The sequence below is a fragment of the Clavibacter sp. VKM Ac-2872 genome (genome assembly GCF_015351105.1).
Classification (GTDB): domain Bacteria; phylum Actinomycetota; class Actinomycetes; order Actinomycetales; family Microbacteriaceae; genus Clavibacter.
The window spans coordinates 1,991,381-2,008,180 of record NZ_JADKRR010000001.1 but is presented as its reverse complement, the minus strand read 5'-3'; the positions used below and the strand labels follow the sequence as shown (position 1 = coordinate 2,008,180).

At 70.7% G+C, this 16,800-nt stretch carries 17 protein-coding genes; 10 read left to right on the top strand and 7 right to left on the bottom strand.

The annotated features are described in order from the left end of the window. Positions 1-28: 28 nt before the first annotated feature. On the bottom strand, positions 29-544 hold the full coding sequence (locus ITJ40_RS09480; RefSeq protein ID WP_194666766.1) for a flavin reductase family protein: 516 nt from the start codon (positions 542-544) through the stop codon (positions 29-31). A gap of 61 nt (positions 545-605) precedes the next feature. Here ITJ40_RS09480 and hisD point away from each other — a divergent pair, with 61 nt between their 5' ends. From hisD to ITJ40_RS09465, 3 genes are all read left to right on the top strand, one after another. Beyond that, positions 606-1,910, top strand: coding sequence for a histidinol dehydrogenase (gene hisD / locus ITJ40_RS09475; protein ID WP_194666992.1), 1,305 nt, complete (start codon positions 606-608; stop codon positions 1,908-1,910). A 17-nt stretch (positions 1,911-1,927) separates the two neighbouring features. Further along, the gene (nrdR, locus tag ITJ40_RS09470; protein ID WP_194666765.1) at positions 1,928-2,401 is read left to right on the top strand and encodes a transcriptional regulator NrdR; all 474 of its coding nucleotides are present in this window, start codon (positions 1,928-1,930) and stop codon (positions 2,399-2,401) included. A 61-nt stretch (positions 2,402-2,462) separates the two neighbouring features. Next, positions 2,463-3,497, top strand: a complete 1,035-nt coding sequence (locus ITJ40_RS09465; RefSeq protein ID WP_194666764.1) for a quinone-dependent dihydroorotate dehydrogenase — start codon at positions 2,463-2,465, stop codon at positions 3,495-3,497. Between the two features lie 43 nt (positions 3,498-3,540). On the opposite strand, the gene ITJ40_RS09460 is transcribed toward ITJ40_RS09465, so the two are convergent. Then, a complete protein-coding gene (locus tag ITJ40_RS09460) occupies positions 3,541-4,134 on the bottom strand; it encodes a DUF3043 domain-containing protein (protein WP_194666763.1) in 594 nt (197 codons plus the stop codon). Between the two features lie 40 nt (positions 4,135-4,174). On the opposite strand from ITJ40_RS09460, the gene ITJ40_RS09455 reads away from it, so the two are divergent. The 6 genes from ITJ40_RS09455 to ITJ40_RS09430 all read left to right on the top strand — a co-directional run bounded on the left by ITJ40_RS09455 (position 4,175) and on the right by ITJ40_RS09430 (position 9,745). Beyond that, positions 4,175-5,596: a dipeptidase gene (locus tag ITJ40_RS09455; protein ID WP_194666762.1), complete on the top strand. Its 1,422-nt coding sequence runs from the start codon at positions 4,175-4,177 to the stop codon at positions 5,594-5,596. Positions 5,597-5,730: 134 nt separating this feature from the next. Next, positions 5,731-6,093, top strand: a complete 363-nt coding sequence (gene erpA / locus ITJ40_RS09450; protein WP_012038530.1) for an iron-sulfur cluster insertion protein ErpA — start codon at positions 5,731-5,733, stop codon at positions 6,091-6,093. Between the two features lie 124 nt (positions 6,094-6,217). Beyond that, a complete protein-coding gene (gene coxB / locus ITJ40_RS09445) occupies positions 6,218-7,129 on the top strand; it encodes a cytochrome c oxidase subunit II (protein WP_194666761.1) in 912 nt (303 codons plus the stop codon). Positions 7,130-7,139: 10 nt separating this feature from the next. Then, positions 7,140-8,885, top strand: coding sequence for a cytochrome c oxidase subunit I (ctaD, locus tag ITJ40_RS09440; protein WP_194666760.1), 1,746 nt, complete (start codon positions 7,140-7,142; stop codon positions 8,883-8,885). Position 8,886: 1 nt separating this feature from the next. After that, a complete protein-coding gene (locus ITJ40_RS09435) occupies positions 8,887-9,303 on the top strand; it encodes a cytochrome c oxidase subunit 4 (protein WP_194666759.1) in 417 nt (138 codons plus the stop codon). Between the two features lie 4 nt (positions 9,304-9,307). Continuing rightward, positions 9,308-9,745 (top strand): GNAT family N-acetyltransferase, encoded by a 438-nt coding sequence (locus ITJ40_RS09430; protein WP_194666758.1) that lies wholly within the window; start codon positions 9,308-9,310, stop codon positions 9,743-9,745. A gap of 647 nt (positions 9,746-10,392) precedes the next feature. Here the strand turns inward: ITJ40_RS09430 and ITJ40_RS09425 are convergent. From ITJ40_RS09425 to ITJ40_RS09405, 5 genes are all read right to left on the bottom strand, one after another. Continuing rightward, complete coding sequence (locus ITJ40_RS09425; protein WP_194666757.1) at positions 10,393-11,313, bottom strand: SAM-dependent methyltransferase; 921 nt, start codon at positions 11,311-11,313, stop codon at positions 10,393-10,395. A gap of 115 nt (positions 11,314-11,428) precedes the next feature. Further along, complete coding sequence (locus ITJ40_RS09420) at positions 11,429-13,060, bottom strand: ubiquinol-cytochrome c reductase cytochrome b subunit (protein WP_194666756.1); 1,632 nt, start codon at positions 13,058-13,060, stop codon at positions 11,429-11,431. Then, a complete protein-coding gene (locus ITJ40_RS09415) occupies positions 13,044-14,153 on the bottom strand; it encodes a ubiquinol-cytochrome c reductase iron-sulfur subunit (RefSeq protein ID WP_194666755.1) in 1,110 nt (369 codons plus the stop codon). The genes ITJ40_RS09420 and ITJ40_RS09415 overlap by 17 nt, the downstream gene beginning before the upstream one ends. Before the next feature lie 45 nt (positions 14,154-14,198). After that, positions 14,199-14,999, bottom strand: coding sequence for a cytochrome c (locus ITJ40_RS09410; RefSeq protein WP_194666754.1), 801 nt, complete (start codon positions 14,997-14,999; stop codon positions 14,199-14,201). Between the two features lie 26 nt (positions 15,000-15,025). After that, a complete protein-coding gene (locus ITJ40_RS09405; protein ID WP_194666753.1) occupies positions 15,026-15,664 on the bottom strand; it encodes a heme-copper oxidase subunit III in 639 nt (212 codons plus the stop codon). Positions 15,665-15,743: 79 nt separating this feature from the next. On the opposite strand from ITJ40_RS09405, the gene trpD reads away from it, so the two are divergent. Continuing rightward, positions 15,744-16,799 (top strand): anthranilate phosphoribosyltransferase, encoded by a 1,056-nt coding sequence (gene trpD / locus ITJ40_RS09400; RefSeq protein ID WP_194666752.1) that lies wholly within the window; start codon positions 15,744-15,746, stop codon positions 16,797-16,799. Position 16,800: the final 1 nt, after the last annotated feature.

Sequence of the window (16,800 nt, the reverse complement as noted above, 5' to 3'; positions counted from 1 at the left end):
TTCGCCACGGGGCCGGGGGAGCCGGCGCTCAGGCCTCGGAGCCCGGCCGGAGGTAGCGGCGCGCGTGGTAGACGAGGGGCTCGTCGTCGACCCCCGCGCCGCCGTCCTCGATGCGCACGATCACCACGATCGCGTCGTGCACGCGCACCCGCTCGACGATCCGGGCGACGAGGAGCGCGGTCCCGCCCGCGAGCACGGGCAGGCCGTGCGGGCCGGACGACCAGTGGTCGCCCGCGAAGCGCTCGGACGCGGGGCCGCTGAGCCGCTCCGCGAGGTGGCGGTCGCGCGCGCCGAGCACGTGGATCGCGACGTGGTCGGCCACGGACAGGGCGGCGGCGCTCGAGGCCGTGCGGGCGAGGCTGAAGCTGGCGAGCGGCGGATCCGCCGAGACGGAGGCGAGCGACGTGGCCGTGAAGCCGACGGGGGCGCCCTGCGCGTCACGCGTCGTGACCACCGCGACGCCCGCGGCGTGGCGCCGGAACGCGACGCGGAAGGCGGCCTGGCCCGGGGCCTCGGCGAGCGTGATGGCGGGGTGCGCGTCCATGCCTGGAGACGCTAGCCGCCGGATCCGCCCCGCGCCCGCTCGGTAGACTTCCGGAGTCATGATGCGCATCCAGGACCTCCGCGGCACCACGCCCAGCACCGCCGACCTTCTCGACCTCCTCCCGCGTCCGGTCACCGACGTCGCCGTCGCGCTCGACGTGGCGCGCGAGCTCGTCGAGGACGTGCGCACGCGGGGGAGCGCCGCGCTCCTGGACCAGGCGGAGCGGCTCGACCGTGTCCGTCCGGACGCGATCCGCGTGCCCGCCGCGGCGATCGCCGCCGCCGTCGACGACCTCGACCCCGCCGTGCGCGCGGCGCTCGAGGAGGCCATCCGCCGCGTGCGTCTCGGCTCCCAGGCGCAGGTCCCGCCGGAGACCACCACCACCGTCGTGCCCGGCGGCACCATCGTCCAACGCTGGCAGCCCGTCCGCCGCGTCGGCCTCTACGCGCCGGGCGGCAAGGCCGCGTACCCGTCGAGCGTCGTGATGAACGTCGTCGCGGCGCAGGTCGCCGGCGTCGCGAGCATCGCCCTCGCGTCGCCCGCGCAGGCGGCGCACGGCGGATCCGTGCACCCCGCCATCCTCGGCGCCGCGGGCCTCCTCGGCGTCGACGAGGTCTACGCGATGGGCGGGGCGGGGGCCATCGGCGCCTTCGCGCACGGCGTGGCCGACCTCGGCCTCGAGCCCGTCGACGTCGTCACGGGACCCGGCAACATCTACGTCGCCGCCGCCAAGCGCGTCGTCCGCGGCGTCACGGGGATCGACTCCGAGGCCGGAACGACGGAGATCCTCGTCATCGCCGACGCGCACGCCGACGCACGCCTCGTCGCCGCCGACCTCGTCAGCCAGGCGGAGCACGACGAGATGGCGGCGTCCGTCCTCGTCACCGACTCGCCCGAGCTCGCGCGCGCGGTCGACGCCGAGGTCGAGGCGCTGGCCGCCACGACCCCGCACTCCGCCCGCGTCGGCCAGGCGCTCACCGGTCCGCAGTCGGCGATCCTCGTGGTCGACGACCTCGTCACCGCCGCGCGCTACAGCGACGCGTACGGCCCCGAGCACCTCTCCGTCCAGACCGCCGACCCGGACGCCCTGCTCGCGCAGCTGCACAGCGCCGGCGCGATCTTCCTGGGCCCGCACTCCCCGGTGAGCCTCGGCGACTACCTCGCGGGATCCAATCACGTGCTCCCGACAGGCGGCCAGGCGCGCTTCGGCTCGGGCCTCGGCGCGTACACGTTCCTCCGCCCGCAGCAGGTGGTCCGCTACGACGCCGCCGCGCTGCGCGACGCCGAGCCCATGATCGTCGCGCTCAGCCGCGCCGAGGACCTCCCCGCGCACGGCGACGCGGTGACGGCGCGCCTCACCCGCTGACGTATCCTGGCCACACCATGTTCTGCCCCTTCTGCCGCCACCCCGACTCCCGCGTCGTCGACTCCCGCACGAGCGACGACGGCCTGTCGATCCGCCGGCGTCGGCAGTGCCCCGAGTGCAGCCGTCGCTTCAGCACGACGGAGACCGCGAGCCTGAGCGTGATCAAGCGCAACGGCGTGGTCGAGCCGTTCAGCCGGGAGAAGATCGTCACCGGCGTCCGCAAGGCGTGCCAGGGACGTCCCGTCACCGACACCGACCTCGCGGTCCTCGCGCAGCGCGTGGAGGAGGCGATCCGGGCAACGGGCGCCTCGCAGATCGAGGCGAACGACATCGGGCTGAGCATCCTGCCGCCGCTCCGCGAGCTCGACGAGGTCGCCTACCTCCGCTTCGCCAGCGTCTACCAGGGCTTCGACTCGCTCGACGACTTCGAGTCGGCCATCGCGCAGCTCCGCGTCGCGCACGCCGCGACCCCCGACGCCGACGCGCTCTGACCCGCGGCGGTGCGGCCGGCGGCATCCGGCGGGACCTCGGTCAGGCGCTAGCCTGGTGCCGATGTATCCCCTCCTCTTCCGCACGGTCCTGTCGCGCATGGACCCGGAGGACGCCCACCATCTCGCGTCCACGGCCATCGCCCTCCTCCCGTCGTCCGGCTTCGGCTGGATCGCCCGGCGTCTGACCGCACCGGATCCGTCGCTCGCGGTCGACGCCCTCGGCCTCCGCTTCCCGTCCCCGTTCGGCGTCGCCGCGGGTTTCGACAAGGACGCGCAGGCCGTGCTCGGGCTCGGCCAGCTCGGCTTCGGCCACGTGGAGGTCGGCACGGTGACCGCCGAGGCGCAGCCCGGCAACCCGCGCCCCCGCCTCTTCCGGCTCATCGACGATCGCGCCGTCATCAACCGCATGGGCTTCAACAACGGGGGAGCTGCGGCCCTCGCCGACCGGCTCCGTCGCCTCCGGGCCCGGCGCGACCGGCCCGTCATCGGCGTCAACATCGGCAAGACCCGGGCGGTGGCGGTCGAGGACGCCGTGGCCGACTACGTCCGGTCCACGCGCCTCGTCGCCCCCGTCGCCGACTACCTGGCCGTCAACGTCAGCTCGCCGAACACCCCGGGGCTCCGCGGCCTGCAGGAGATCGAGCTCCTCCGGCCGCTGCTCACGAGCATCCGGGACGCGGCCGACGGCGTGCCCGTCCTCGTCAAGATCGCGCCCGACCTGCAGGACGCGGAGGTGGAGCGGATCGCCGAGCTCGCGACGGAGCTGGGCCTCGCGGGCGTCATCGCCACGAACACGACCCTGTCCCGCGCGGATCTCCGGACGGACGCCGCGGTCGTCGAGGCGGCCGGCGCGGGCGGCCTCTCCGGGGCGCCGCTCGCCCCGCGCGCGCTCGACGTGCTCCGGATCCTGCGCCGGGTGCTGCCGGTCGACGCGTGCATCATCTCCGTCGGCGGCGTCGACACGGCCGAGGACGTGCAGGCCCGACTCGACGCGGGCGCCACGCTCGTGCAGGGCTACACGGCGTTCCTCTACCGCGGCCCGCTCTGGGCTCGGTCGGTCAACACCGGGCTCGCGCGGATACGTCGCCCGCGCTGACCCGGTCGCACGCGCTCGTCCCCGAGGGGCGGGAGCCGTCCGATCAGCTGAAGGTGACCTTCTCGTGCCGCTTGACCTGCGGCTTGGGCAGCCGCATCGGCCGCATCTGGATGGTGCGCATGCCCGTGTACCAGCGGATGCCGCGCTCGACGCGGTCGGCGCCGACGCGGGCGACGATGGCGGCCCGGACGCGACGACCGGTGAAGTACGCGTCGATGATCGCCGCGATGACGAACACGTAGATCGACAGCAGCGGGATGGCCGACAGGCTCGGCAGCACGAACGTGAGCACGACCACGACACCCATGACGGGGAGGAGCAGCTCGCCGACGCTCCAGCGGGCGTCCACCACGTCGCGCGCGAACCGCTTCTGCGGGCCCTTGTCGCGGACGGGCAGGTAACGCTCGTCGCCGGCGGCCATGCCGGCGTTGGCCCGGGCGCGCGCCTCGCGCGCCTTCTCCTTGGCCTGCTGCGCCGCCAGCTTCCGGTCCTGGGGCACGAGCGGGCGGAGGTTCGCGGCCTCCCGCTCCCGACGGGTCGGGGTGGGGCCCTTCTTCCCGTCGGCCGTGCGGCCGTCGACGGGCGCCGTGGCGCTCGTCTCGGCGGGGGTCTCTGCGGGGGTCTGCTGCTTCGCCACGTCTCTCGTCCTTGCCTGGAGTGAATCTAAGATTACCTGCATGACGCCTCCCGACACCTCCGCAGACGCCGTGACCGCACCGGACCAGGAGGCCGTCGACCGGCTCGCGGCCGCCGTCGCGGGTGGGCTCCCCGCCACGATCGCCGACCTCTCGGCGCTCGTGCGCATCCCCTCCGTCTCGTGGCCGGCCTTCGACCCGACGCACGTCGCCGCCAGCGCGGACGCCGTCGCGGGCCTCCTCGCGGGGCTCGGCGTCTTCGACGACGTCTCCGTCCACCGCGCCACGACGCCGTCGGGCGACGACGGGCAGCCGGCCGTCCTCGCCACGCGTGCGCCGAGGAACGGCAAGCCCACGGTGCTCCTCTACGCCCACCACGACGTGCAGCCCCCCGGAGCGGACGAGCATTGGGAGACGCCGCCCTTCGAGCCGACCCTCCGCGGGGACCGCCTGCACGGGCGCGGGGCCTCCGACGACAAGGCCGGCATCATGACCCACGTCGCGGCCATCCGGGCGCTCGTCGAGGCGGAGGGTGACGACCTCGACCTCGGGCTCGCCGTGTTCATCGAGGGCGAGGAGGAGGCCGGATCCCGCTCCTTCTCCGACTTCCTCGCGACGCACCACGACGCCCTCGCCGCCGACGTCATCGTCGTCGCCGACAGCGACAACTGGGACGTCGACACCCCCTCCATCACCATCGCCCTCCGGGGCAACGTCACGTTCCGGCTCACGGTGCGCACGCTCGACCACGCGTCGCACTCCGGCATGTTCGGCGGGGCCGTCCCCGACGCCATGATGGCCGCCGTCCGCCTCCTCGACTCCCTGTGGGACGAGCGCGGATCCGTCGCGGTCGCCGGACTCGCCTCCACCGAGATGGACACGCCGGCCTACGACGACGCGCGCCTCGCCGAGGAGGCCGCGCTCCTGCCCGGCGTCTCCGCGGTCGGCACCGGCCCGATCCTGACCCGCCTGTGGGCGCAGCCCGCCATCACGGTCACGGGCATCGACGCGCCCTCGGTGGCCAACGCGAGCAACACCCTCCTCCCGGAGGTGTCCGTGCGGATCAGCGCGCGCATCGCCCCGGGCCAGACGGCCGCGGACGCCTACCGCGCCCTCGAGGCGCACATCCAGGGCAACCGCCCCTTCGGCGCGCACGTGGAGATCAGCGACGTCGACCAGGGCGACCCGTTCCTCGTCGACACGACCGGGTGGGCGATGGCCGAGGCCACCGCCGCCATGACGGCGGGCTGGGGCCGCGCGCCCGTGCAGGCCGGCATCGGCGGATCCATCCCGTTCATCGCCGACCTCGTCGAGGCGTTCCCGTCGGCGCAGATCCTGGTGACGGGCGTCGAGGACCCGGACACGCGGGCCCACAGCCCGAACGAGTCCCAGCACCTCGGCGTGCTGCAGCGCGCCATCCTGAGCGAGGCCGTCCTCCTGTCGCGCATCGCCCGTCGCGCGTGACGTTCGCCGGCCGGTCCCGGAGCGCGTGACGGATCGGGCTGTCCCGCGGGAACACCCGGGTGACTCCCGCGGTTGCACGACGTAGACTCCACCGGAGTCGCCCGACCGCAGATCCCACCACCCGAGGAGTGCTCATGACCGACACCACGCTGACCGAGACCGCCCAGGCGGCCCACCGCGTCGGACTCACGGACACCGCGGCGAGCAAGGTCAAGAGCCTGCTCCAGCAGGAGGGCCGCGAGGACCTCCGCCTCCGCGTCGCCGTCCAGCCCGGCGGCTGCTCCGGCCTCATCTACCAGCTCTACTTCGACGAGCGCGAGCTCGACGGCGACGCCACGGTCGACTTCGACGGGGTCGAGGTCATCGTCGACAAGATGAGCGTCCCGTACCTCGACGGCGCGACCATCGACTTCGAGGACACCATCCAGAAGCAGGGCTTCACCATCGACAACCCGAACGCGGGCGGCTCGTGCGCGTGCGGTGACTCGTTCCACTGACACACGGAACGGTAAGCGGATCTGGGCCCGGAAACACGGGGCCCGAGCAGGGAGTCGTCCTTCGGGCGGCTCCCTGTCGCGTAGTGTGGAACCCGTCACATCCGGTTCTTCGAAGGGTCTGCACGTGCGCTTCACTCGCCGTCAACGTTGGCTGACGATCCCCGTCGCCCTGGGCATCTCGGTACTCCTCGCGGGGTGCACGCAGCAGCAGCTCCAGGGCTTCCTGCCGACGGAGCCGGGCACGACCAACCACGTCGACTCGGTCATCGGCCTCTGGGTCACCGCCTGGATCGTCCTCCTGGCCGTCGGAGTCCTCACGTGGGGCCTCACCATCTGGGCCGCGGTCGTGTACCGCCGGCGCAAGGGCCAGACGGGCCTTCCGGTGCAGATGCGCTACAACATGCCGATCGAGATCTTCTACACGATCGTCCCGCTGATCCTCGTCCTCGGCTTCTTCGCCTTCACCGCGAAGGACCAGGCCGCGATCGAGGCCCGCTTCGACAAGCCCGAGGTCAAGGTCCAGGTCTTCGGCAAGCAGTGGGCCTGGGACTTCAACTACCTCGGCGGCGAGACCGAGGCCGGCCAGCCCATCGAGGGCGGTGCCTACGAGCAGGGCGTCCAGGCCGTCGACGACCCGAACGGCCCCCAGGGCTCCATCGACAAGGACAAGCTCCCCACGCTCTACCTGCCGGTCAACACCAAGGTCGAGCTCGAGCTCAACACGCGCGACACGCTGCACTCCTTCTGGGTGGTGGACTTCCTCTACAAGAAGGACCTCATCTCCGGCAAGACGAACTACATGACGTTCATCCCGGAGAAGGAGGGGACGTACATGGGGAAGTGCGCCGAGCTCTGCGGCGAGTACCACTCCCTCATGCTCTTCCAGGTCAAGGTCGTCTCGGTCGACGAGTACAACGCGTACATCGAGAAGCAGAAGGCGGCCGGATTCGCGGGCGACCTCGGCAAGGACTACGACCGCCTGCAGAACCTCCCCGGCACCGAGGTGCCGGCCACCACCGAGTCGTCCGAGAAGTAGGGCACACACCGTGACATCGACACTGAACCGTCCCACAGAGATCCCCGCGGGCCAGGCGAAGGTCCTCGACGGCTCCGGCAAGGCCGAGCGTCGGGGCAACGTCGTGGTCAACTGGATCACCTCCACCGACCACAAGACCATCGGGTACCTGTACCTGATCACCTCGTTCCTCTACTTCTGCCTCGGCGGCGTCATGGCGCTCGTCATCCGCGCCCAGCTCTTCGAGCCGGGCCTGCACGTGGTGGAGACGAAGGAGCAGTACAACCAGCTCTTCACCATGCACGGCACGATCATGCTGCTCATGTTCGCGACGCCGCTCTTCGCGGGCTTCGCCAACGTGCTCATGCCGCTGCAGATCGGCGCACCCGACGTCGCGTTCCCGCGGCTCAACGCCTTCGCGTACTGGCTGTTCAACTTCGGCTCGCTCATCGCGGTCGCCGGATTCCTCACCCCGGCCGGCGCGGCCTCGTTCGGATGGTTCGCCTATGCGCCGCTGTCCAGCACGACGTTCTCGCCAGGATTGGGAGGGAATCTCTGGGTGATGGGTCTGGCGCTCAGCGGATTCGGCACGATCCTCGGCGCGGTCAACTTCGTGACGACGATCATCACGATGCGCGCCCCCGGCATGACCATGTTCCGCATGCCGATCTTCACGTGGAACATCCTCGTGACGTCGATCCTCGTGCTCATGGCCTTCCCGGTCCTCGCCGCCGCGCTGTTCGGCCTCGGCGCCGACCGCATATTCGACGCGCACATCTACGACCCGGCCAACGGCGGGGCGATCCTGTGGCAGCACCTCTTCTGGTTCTTCGGGCACCCCGAGGTGTACATCATCGCGCTGCCGTTCTTCGGCATCGTGTCCGAGGTCTTCCCGGTCTTCAGCCGCAAGCCGATCTTCGGGTACAAGACGCTGGTGTACGCGACCATCTCCATCGCGGCCCTCTCGGTCACGGTGTGGGCGCACCACATGTACGTCACCGGATCCGTCCTGCTGCCGTTCTTCTCGCTCATGACCATGCTCATCGCGGTCCCCACCGGCGTGAAGATCTTCAACTGGATCGGCACGATGTGGCGCGGCTCGGTCACGTTCGAGACGCCCATGCTCTGGGCCATCGGGTTCCTCATCACGTTCACGTTCGGCGGCCTGACCGGCGTCATCCTGGCCTCGCCGCCCCTGGACTTCCACGTGTCCGACACCTACTTCGTCGTGGCGCACTTCCACTACGTCGTGTTCGGCACGGTCGTGTTCGCCATGTTCTCCGGCTTCTACTTCTGGTGGCCGAAGTGGACGGGCAAGATGCTCAACGAGCGTCTCGGCAAGGTCCACTTCTGGCTGCTGTTCATCGGCTTCCACACCACGTTCCTCATCCAGCACTGGTTGGGCGTCATGGGCATGCCGCGTCGATACGCGACGTACCAGCCCGAGGACGACTTCACGTGGATGAACCAGCTGTCCACCATCGGCGCCGGCATCCTCGCGCTGTCGATGATCCCGTTCTTCCTGAACGTCTGGATCACCGCGCGCACCGCGCCCAAGGTCACGGTCAACGACCCGTGGGGCTACGGCCGCTCACTGGAGTGGGCGACCTCGTGCCCGCCGCCGCGGCACAACTTCACGTCGATCCCCCGGATCCGTTCGGAGGCTCCGGCCTTCGACCTGAACCACCCCGAGGCGGGCATCCCCGTGGGAATCGGTCCGGCCAAGGACGCTCCCGATGCCGCCACCTACGACATCTCCAGCGACAAGGTGAAGTGACGTGCGCGCCAATAGGAACCTCTTCTACGTCCTCGCGGTCTTCTTCGTCCTCGCGGCGGCCGCATACACGACCTGGCATCTGATCGACCAGGGCACGGTGGAGTGGGTCGGAACGCTGGCCATCGCCCTCTCGGGTGCACTGGCCGCGTTCATCGGCTTCTTCGTCGCCCGGCTCTACGCGGCGCAGAACGGCGAGCTGCCGGAGGACCGCAGCGACGCGAACGTCGACGACGGCGACCCGGAGCTCGGCTTCTTCAGCCCCTGGAGCTGGTGGCCCGTGATCCTCGCGGCCGGGGCCGCCTCGGTGTTCCTCGGCCTCGCCGTGGGCATCTGGATCGCGATCATCGGTGGCGGTCTCGCGATCATCGCGCTCGTGGGCTGGACCTACGAGTACTACCGCGGCTACTTCGCGCGCTGATCCGATGGTCGACATCCGACACGCGCAGGCCTCGGACGGGGACGCCGTCTTCGCCCTGTGCCAGCAGCTCGACATGATCAACGCCCCGGCCACGCGCGACGACTTCGACGTGACCTTCTTCCACATCCTCCGGGCCAACAAGGACGAGGGGCGCGATGTCCTGCTCGTCGCTGAGGACGCCGGCACGGTCGTCGGGTACGCGTACCTGGTGGTGTCGCGGCTGCTGTATGCCGGTGGGCTCAGCGCGCACCTCGAGGAGCTCGTCGTGGACACGACGGCGCGCAGCGCCGGGACGGGCTCCGGCCTCGTCCGCGCGGTGGAGCGGCTGTGCGGTGATCGCGGCGTCGGGCAGATCACGATGAGCACGCGCCGCGCCGGCGAGTTCTACAAGCGCCTCGGCTACGAGCGGACGGCGGAGTTCTACAAGAAGCTCCTGCGCTAGTCGCGCGGTGATGCACCGGAGATGCCCGGTCCCCTCGGGGGCCGGGCATCTCGTCGTGGACGGGGAGGGTGGCCGCGACGACGCCTGTCGTGCTCTGTCGGCTCGGCACCACCGACAGGTCGTCCAGCCCGGTGCCGACGGTCCCATCGTCGGCGTCCCCGGGGAGGTGACGCTCACTGTCGCCGCCTCGGGAGGGCCGACGGCGGAGGCGTCAGCGGCCGCTTCCGTGCGGTCCGACGATGCCCGGCATCGTGTCGAGGGGCCCTGAGCGGCGGAGCTCGTGACGAGAGCACGTCCTCCGATGGTGCGACCGGTCGTCGGCGCCGCCGGTGCAGGTGGTCCACGGAGAGCACGGTCATGAGGGGCTCCACCGGGCGCCCGCGTCCGCCAACGGGCGTGGCGCAAGCGGACGCCGCGCGCCCGGGGCGAGGCGCCGATGGCGAGTGTCCGGATGGGGACTCCCTGATGCGGGAGAGGACTGGGCGACGGTCCCGGTCCGAGGCGCATGCTCACGGTCGTGGAGAGGCGAGAGGGGCCGGACTTCCCCCGGGAGGGCGGTGCGACTCCATCGGCGGCTCGACTCCGCCATCCCCGGTCTGCAGCTGCGGAAGGCAGACGTCGGCGTCGCATCGGTGTACCTGGCGGACTCAGGCCGGTGTGCGCCGGACGCGTCGCCGGAGGACGTGGATCATGACGTCGATCGTCACGTCCTGTCGCGTGGCGTCTGGCCACACCGAGATGTCCAGCGGGGAGGGCAGGTCCTCGGCGTGCGGATCGCGCGGGTGATGGGCGGACGGGCCCATGGCCAGCAGCGACTCGACATCCGAGACGGTCAAGGACAGGACGCGGTGCACGCGCGTCTCCGAGACGGCGTCGAACAGGGGCTCTGCGGCCTCGAGGATCCGCTCGCGCTTGTCCTCCTGGACGCCCACGGCGCGACCGGCCGCGCGGAGCTCGGCCAGGTGTCCCGGCCCGGCGGCGACGATGGCCACGTGCCCGCCGGCGGACAGGGCGCGGTGGAACTCCGGGAGGTTGCGCGGGGCGAACACGTCGAGGATCACATCAGCCGCGCCATCGCGCACCGGCAGGGCCGCCCACGTGTCGGCGACCAGGCCGTCGACGTCGTCCCTCCCGCGGACGGCGATCCCGACGGCCGCGGGGGAGAGGTCGGCGGCGAGCCCGGACGCGCCGGGGAAGCTGCCGAGGACGCGGTGGAGGTAGTGTCCCGTTCCGCATCCGGCGTCCACGATGCGGAGCCCGTCGGCCACCTTCGGGGCGGCATCCGGAACGGACCCCTCGTGGCCCGGCACGGCGTCGCGGATGCCGCGGATCAGCTCGTCGACCAGCGGAGCGTAGTGACCCCGCTCGAGGAATGCGCCACGCGCGGCCAGCATGTCGGCCGTGTCGCCCGTGACACGGGTTCCCGGCCCGAGGAGGGTGGCGTATCCACGCTTGTTGGCGTCCACGGCGTGACCGCGAGGGCAGCGCAGCACGAGCGGCGGGACGGCGTGGAGGTCCTCGCCGCAGGTGGGGCAGCGGAGCCACGACGCGAGCCGGACGAGATCCACGGGTGCTCCTCGAGCGGATGGCTGACGCGATGGGTGAGCGCACGAGAGCCGGCCCGGCGTGACGCCGGACCGGCTCTCGAGTCACGTCCGCGGTTGAGCGCGAACGGGGTGGTGCCTAGTGGTGGTCGGCGTGGCTGCGCTCGACGTCCTTCGTGGTGACCGGGGAGATCCTGTCCTCGAAGAACCACTTGGACAGCGCCGCGCGGGCCCGCTGGTTGACCGTGATGCGTCCACGGCTGTCCGGCCGGATCATGAGCGGCTTGTAGTCGTCGAAGCTGACCAGGCGCCAGCGCTCGTACTCGTCGAGCTGCTCGTGCACCTCGATGAACTCGCCGCCCGGCAGCTTCACGATGCGTCCCGACTCGACGCCGTGGAGGGCGATCTCGCGGTCCTTCTTCATGAGCGCCAGGCAGATGCGCTTCGCGACCTGGTAGGCGATGACCGGTCCGAGGATCAGCAGCGCCTGCAGCGTGTGGATGACCCCCTCCATCGACACCTTGAAGTGCGTGGCGATGAGGTCGGAGCTCGCGGCGGACCAGAGGACCGCGTAGAACGTGACGCCGGCGGCACCGATCGCGGTGCGCGTGGGGGCGTTGCGCGGACGGTCGAGGATGTGGTGCTCGCGCTTGTCGCCCGTGATCCACGCCTCGATGAAGGGATAGAGCGCGACGAGCACGATGAACAGACCCAGGACCGTGATCGGCAGGATGATGTTGAACGAGAACGTGTGGTCGAACAGCACGAACTCGAGTCCCGGCGGCACGAGGCGCAGAGCGCCGTCCGCGAAGCCGATGTACCAGTCGGGCTGCGTTCCCGCCGACACCGGCGAGGGGTCGTATGGGCCGTAGTTCCAGATCGGGTTGATCGTGAAGAACGACGCCATGACCACGATCACGCCGAAGACGACGAAGAAGAACCCACCCGCCTTGGCCGCGAACGTGGGCAGCACCGGGACGCCCACCACGTTCTCGTTCGTGCGACCGGGGCCGGCGAACTGGGTGTGCTTGTGCACGACCACGAACAGCAGATGGAGTGCGAGGAACGCCACGAGGATGGCCGGCAGCAACAGGATGTGCAGGGTGTAGAGCCTCGGGATGATGTGCGTGCCCGGGAACTCGCCGCCGAAGAGGAGGAAGGAGATCCACGTGCCGATGACCGGGATGCCCTTCACCATGCCGTCGATGATCCGCAGGCCGTTGCCGGAGAGCAGGTCGTCGGGCAGCGAGTAGCCCGTGAAGCCCTCGGCCATCGCGAGGATGAAGAGGACGAAGCCGATGAACCAGTTGAGCTCGCGCGGCTTGCGGAACGCACCCGTGAAGTAGATGCGCAGCATGTGCAGGCCGATGGACGCCACGAACAGCAGGGCCGCCCAGTGGTGGATCTGCCGCATGAGCAGGCCGCCGCGGATGTCGAACGAGATGTCGAGCGACGACGACATGGCCACCGACATCTCGACGCCCTTGAGGGGCGCGTAGGAGCCGGCGTAGTGCGTCTCCGCCATCGACGGGTTGAAGAAGAAGGTCAGCCACGTGCCCGTGAGCAGGATGACGACGAAGCTGTAGAGCGCCACCTCGCCGAGCATGAAGGACCAGTGGTCCGGGAAGATCTTCCGCCCGAACTCCTTGACGGCGACGCTGACGCTGGTGCGCTCGTCGAGGTACGTGGCGGCGGCGGCGGTCAGGCCGCCTCCGCTCTTGGCGGCGGGCGCAGCGGCACCCGTCGTGGTCGGATCAGCTGTTGTAGTCACCACGACGCTCCCAGAAACTCGCCCCTACGGGCTCGGTGAAATCACTCTGTGCAATGAGGTAGCCCTCGTCGTTGACGGCGATGGGCAGCTGCGGCAGGGGCCGCTTGGCCGGTCCGAAGATGACCTCGCAGTGGTTGGTCACGTCGAACTGGGACTGGTGGCAGGGGCAGAGCAGGTGGTGGGTCTGCTGCTCGTAGAGCGCCACCGGGCAACCCACGTGCGTGCAGACCTTGGAGTAGGCGACGATCCCGTCGTAGGACCAGCCCTTGCGCTCCGGCGCCTCGACGAGGTCCTCGGGGCGGAGGCGCATCAGCAGCACCGCGGCCTTGGCCTTCTCCTCGAGCTTGCCCTCCTCCAGGTCCATGAGGGAGGCGGGGATGACGTGGAACGCGGAGCCGATGGTGACGTCCGACGCCTTGATCGGCGTGCCGGAGGGATCGCGGGTGAGGACCTCGCCCTTCTTCCACAGCGTGTGGCTGAGGGCGGAGGCGGGCTCCTCGGCGCTGCCCGGGTACAGGTCGCGGAAGAGGATCACGGCCGGCAGCGGGAAGGCGACGAGCGCGCCGATCAGGCTGTTGCGGATGAGGGAGCGACGACCGAAGCCGGACTCCTCGTTCGCCTGGGCGAAGATCTCGACGGCGCGGGCCTGCGTGGCGGGCGAGCCGCCCTGCGGGTGGCGCTCGTCGATCAGCTCGTGGTCGCTCATGAGCGCCTTGGACCAGTGGATGGCGCCGATGCCGAGGCTCAGGAGCGCCAGCGCGATGCCGACGCCGAGGAAGAGGTTGTTGAGGCGCACGCTGCCCGGGTCGTCCGCGTAGATCGGGAAGCCGAAGTAGGCGCCGATCGCGAAGACGCTGCCCACGATGGACAGGTAGAACCAGGTGTAGACGACGCGCTCGGCCGTCTTCGCCTTCTTGGGGTCCTTGTCCGTGACGCGGAGGCGGTGCTCCGGGAAGCCGGGATTCTGGAAGCCGTCGCGGGTGGCGACAGCGGTGCCGCCGGCGAGGACGACGTCGCGACCGGCCGGGTCGAGCTCGCCGGCCTCGGAGCCCGCGGGGACGACAGCCGACTCGTCCTTATCGTCGTGTGCCATGTGCGTGCCTCTCCTGTGTTCTGGTGCGGGTCATCGATGCGGGCGTCAGTTGGACCGTGCCGTGAGCCACACGGTCAGGGCGACGATGCCGCCGAGGCCGAAGATCCACATGAAGAGACCCTCGGAGACCGGGCCGAGCCCGCCGAGGTCGGCGCCGCCGACCGTGCTGTTCTGCTCGATGTACTGCAGCGACGTGATGATGTCGCGCTTGTCCTCGGGGGAGATGTTCGTGTCGTTGAAGACCGGCATGTTCTGCGGACCCGTGACCATGGCCTCGTAGATGTGGACCGGGGCCACGCCCTTGAGGCTCGGCGCGAACTTGCCCTCGGTCAGGGCGCCTCCGGCCGCGGCCACGTTGTGGCACATGGCGCAGTTGATGCGGAAGAGCTCGGCGCCGTTGGCCGCGTCGCCCTTGCCGTCGAGGTACTGGCCGTCCGGGATGGCCGGGCCGGGAGCGAGCGAGGCGACGTACGCCGCGAGCTCCTTCACCTGGGTGTCGGTGAACTGCGTGGGCTTCTCGGGTGCCTGCACGGTGGTCGCCTGCAGCGGCATGCGGCCGGTGCCCACCTGGAAGTCGACGGACGCCGCGCCGACGCCGATGAGGGTCGGGGCCACTCCCGTTCCGGTCGCGTTCATGCCGTGGCAGGTCGCGCAGTTGGAGGCGAAGAGCTTCTGGCCCTCGTCGATGGTCTGCGCGGACTTCAGATCCACGTCGGCCGACGCGCTGCCTGCCTGGATCATCGAGTACGCGCCGCCCGTGGTGAGCAGGCCGATGGCGAGCAGGGCGATGGTGGTCAGGGGGCTGCGGCGACCGGTTCGACGGGCGCGTGCTGTCTTGGTGCTCATGCTGTGGTTGTTGCTCCCGCTCGGTGCTATTTGAGGACGTAGATGACCAGGAAGAGCCCGATCCAGACCACGTCGACGAAGTGCCAGTAGTAGGACACGACGATGGCGCTCGTCGCCTCCCGGTGCCCCATGGAGCGGACGGCGAAGATGCGCCCGATCACGAGGAGGAAGGCGATGAGGCCGCCGGTGACGTGCAGCCCGTGGAAGCCCGTGGTCATGTAGAACGCCGAGCCGTAGGCGTTGCCAGAGAGCGTGATCCCCTCGGTGACGAGGGTCGCGTACTCGAAGATCTGGCCGACGACGAAGATGGCGCCGAGGGCGTAGGTGAGGAAGAACCACTCGACCGTGCCCCACTGGCTGGGCTTCCATCCCGTGGCGCGAGCCTGGAGGCGCTCGGCCGCGAACACGCCGAACTGGCAGGTGAACGAGCTCGACACGAGGATGAGCGTGTTCACGAGGGAGAAGGGCACGTTGAGGCGACCCGCCTCGAACTCCCAGAGGGCGCCGGACGTCGAGCGGAGGGTGAAGTAGATCGCGAAGAGACCCGCGAAGAACATCACCTCGCTGCCGAGCCACACGATGGTGCCGACGGCGACCGTGTTCGGCCGGTTCACCACCGGCGCGGTCGATACTGGGGAGATTGAGGTGGTCGTCACAGGTTCCATTATGACCTAGGCCGACGACACCCGATGCCCACCCGGCCGCCCGTGAGATCCGATCCAGCCGCTCGTTAGGCTGATCGCCATGCCCTCCGCCCCGACCTGGCCCGCGCTCATCACCACGCTCATCGAGGGGCGCCACCTGTCGGTGTCCGAGTCCACCTGGGCGATGCGCCAGGTCATGCGCGGGGAGGCCACTCCCGCGCAGCTGGGCGGCCTCCTGGTCGCGCTGCGCGCCTCGGGGGAGACGGTCGACGAGATCGTCGGCTTCCGGGACGCCGTCCTCGAGGAGGCGCTGCCGCTCGACGCGGATCCGCGCGCCCTCGACATCGTGGGGACGGGAGGCGACCCTTACGGCGCCGTCCTCAACATCTCGTCGGTGGCCGCGGTCATCGCCGCGGCCGCGGGCGTCCCCGTCATCAAGCACGGCAACCGCGGGGCGAGCTCCTCCTCGGGCGCGTCCGACGTGCTGACGGCGCTCGGGGTCGACCTCACCATCACGCCCGAGCGCGTGGCGGAGGTGCTCCGCGAGACGGGCATCACGTACGCCCACGCCGCCCTCTTCCACCCGGGCTTCCGTCACGCCGCGGCGACCCGGCGCGAGCTCGGCATCTCGACGCTGTTCAACGTGCTCGGGCCGCTCTGCAACCCGGCGCGCCCCGAGGCATCCGCGGTGGGCGTCGCCGACCTCTCGCGCGTCCTGCTCATGGTCGGCGTCTTCCGGACCCGCGGCGCGACAGCGCTCGTGTACCGCGGCGACGACGGCATCGACAAGCTGACGACCACCGGGCACAGCCACATCTGGGAGGTCAGCCGGGGCGCGGTCACCGAGCACGACCTCGACCCGCTCGAGCTCGGGATCCCCCGCGCTCCCATCGAGGCGCTCCTCGGCGACGGGGTGGAGGAGAACGCGGAGGTCATCCGTCGCGTCCTCGCCGGCGAGCCCGGTCCGCAGCGGGACGTCGTGCTGCTGAACGCGGCGGCGGGCCTCGAGGCCTTCGACCTCATGGGGGATCCGACGCGCGTGCAGCAGCCCATGGCGCGTCGGCTGCGGGAGAAGGTCGCCGTCGCCGCCGATGCGGTGGACTCCGGCCGCGCCGCCGCGAAGCTCGAGGAGTGGGCGGCCGCGACGCGCGCCTGAT

What these genes read in the sequence shown, in the direction of transcription:
- ITJ40_RS09410 (WP_194666754.1), bottom strand. Translation starts at nt 14,999, where the DNA reads ATGAGCACCAAGACAGCACGCGCCCGTCGAACCGGTCGCCGCAGCCCC.
- erpA (WP_012038530.1), top strand. Translation starts at nt 5,731, where the DNA reads ATGACCGACACCACGCTGACCGAGACCGCCCAGGCGGCCCACCGCGTC.
- ITJ40_RS09415 (WP_194666755.1), bottom strand. Translation starts at nt 14,153, where the DNA reads ATGGCACACGACGATAAGGACGAGTCGGCTGTCGTCCCCGCGGGCTCC.
- hisD (WP_194666992.1), top strand. Translation starts at nt 606, where the DNA reads ATGCGCATCCAGGACCTCCGCGGCACCACGCCCAGCACCGCCGACCTT.
- ITJ40_RS09455 (WP_194666762.1), top strand. Translation starts at nt 4,175, where the DNA reads ATGACGCCTCCCGACACCTCCGCAGACGCCGTGACCGCACCGGACCAG.
- ITJ40_RS09480 (WP_194666766.1), bottom strand. Translation starts at nt 544, where the DNA reads ATGGACGCGCACCCCGCCATCACGCTCGCCGAGGCCCCGGGCCAGGCC.
- ITJ40_RS09405 (WP_194666753.1), bottom strand. Translation starts at nt 15,664, where the DNA reads ATGGAACCTGTGACGACCACCTCAATCTCCCCAGTATCGACCGCGCCG.
- nrdR (WP_194666765.1), top strand. Translation starts at nt 1,928, where the DNA reads ATGTTCTGCCCCTTCTGCCGCCACCCCGACTCCCGCGTCGTCGACTCC.
- trpD (WP_194666752.1), top strand. Translation starts at nt 15,744, where the DNA reads ATGCCCTCCGCCCCGACCTGGCCCGCGCTCATCACCACGCTCATCGAG.
- ITJ40_RS09430 (WP_194666758.1), top strand. Translation starts at nt 9,308, where the DNA reads ATGGTCGACATCCGACACGCGCAGGCCTCGGACGGGGACGCCGTCTTC.
- ITJ40_RS09465 (WP_194666764.1), top strand. Translation starts at nt 2,463, where the DNA reads ATGTATCCCCTCCTCTTCCGCACGGTCCTGTCGCGCATGGACCCGGAG.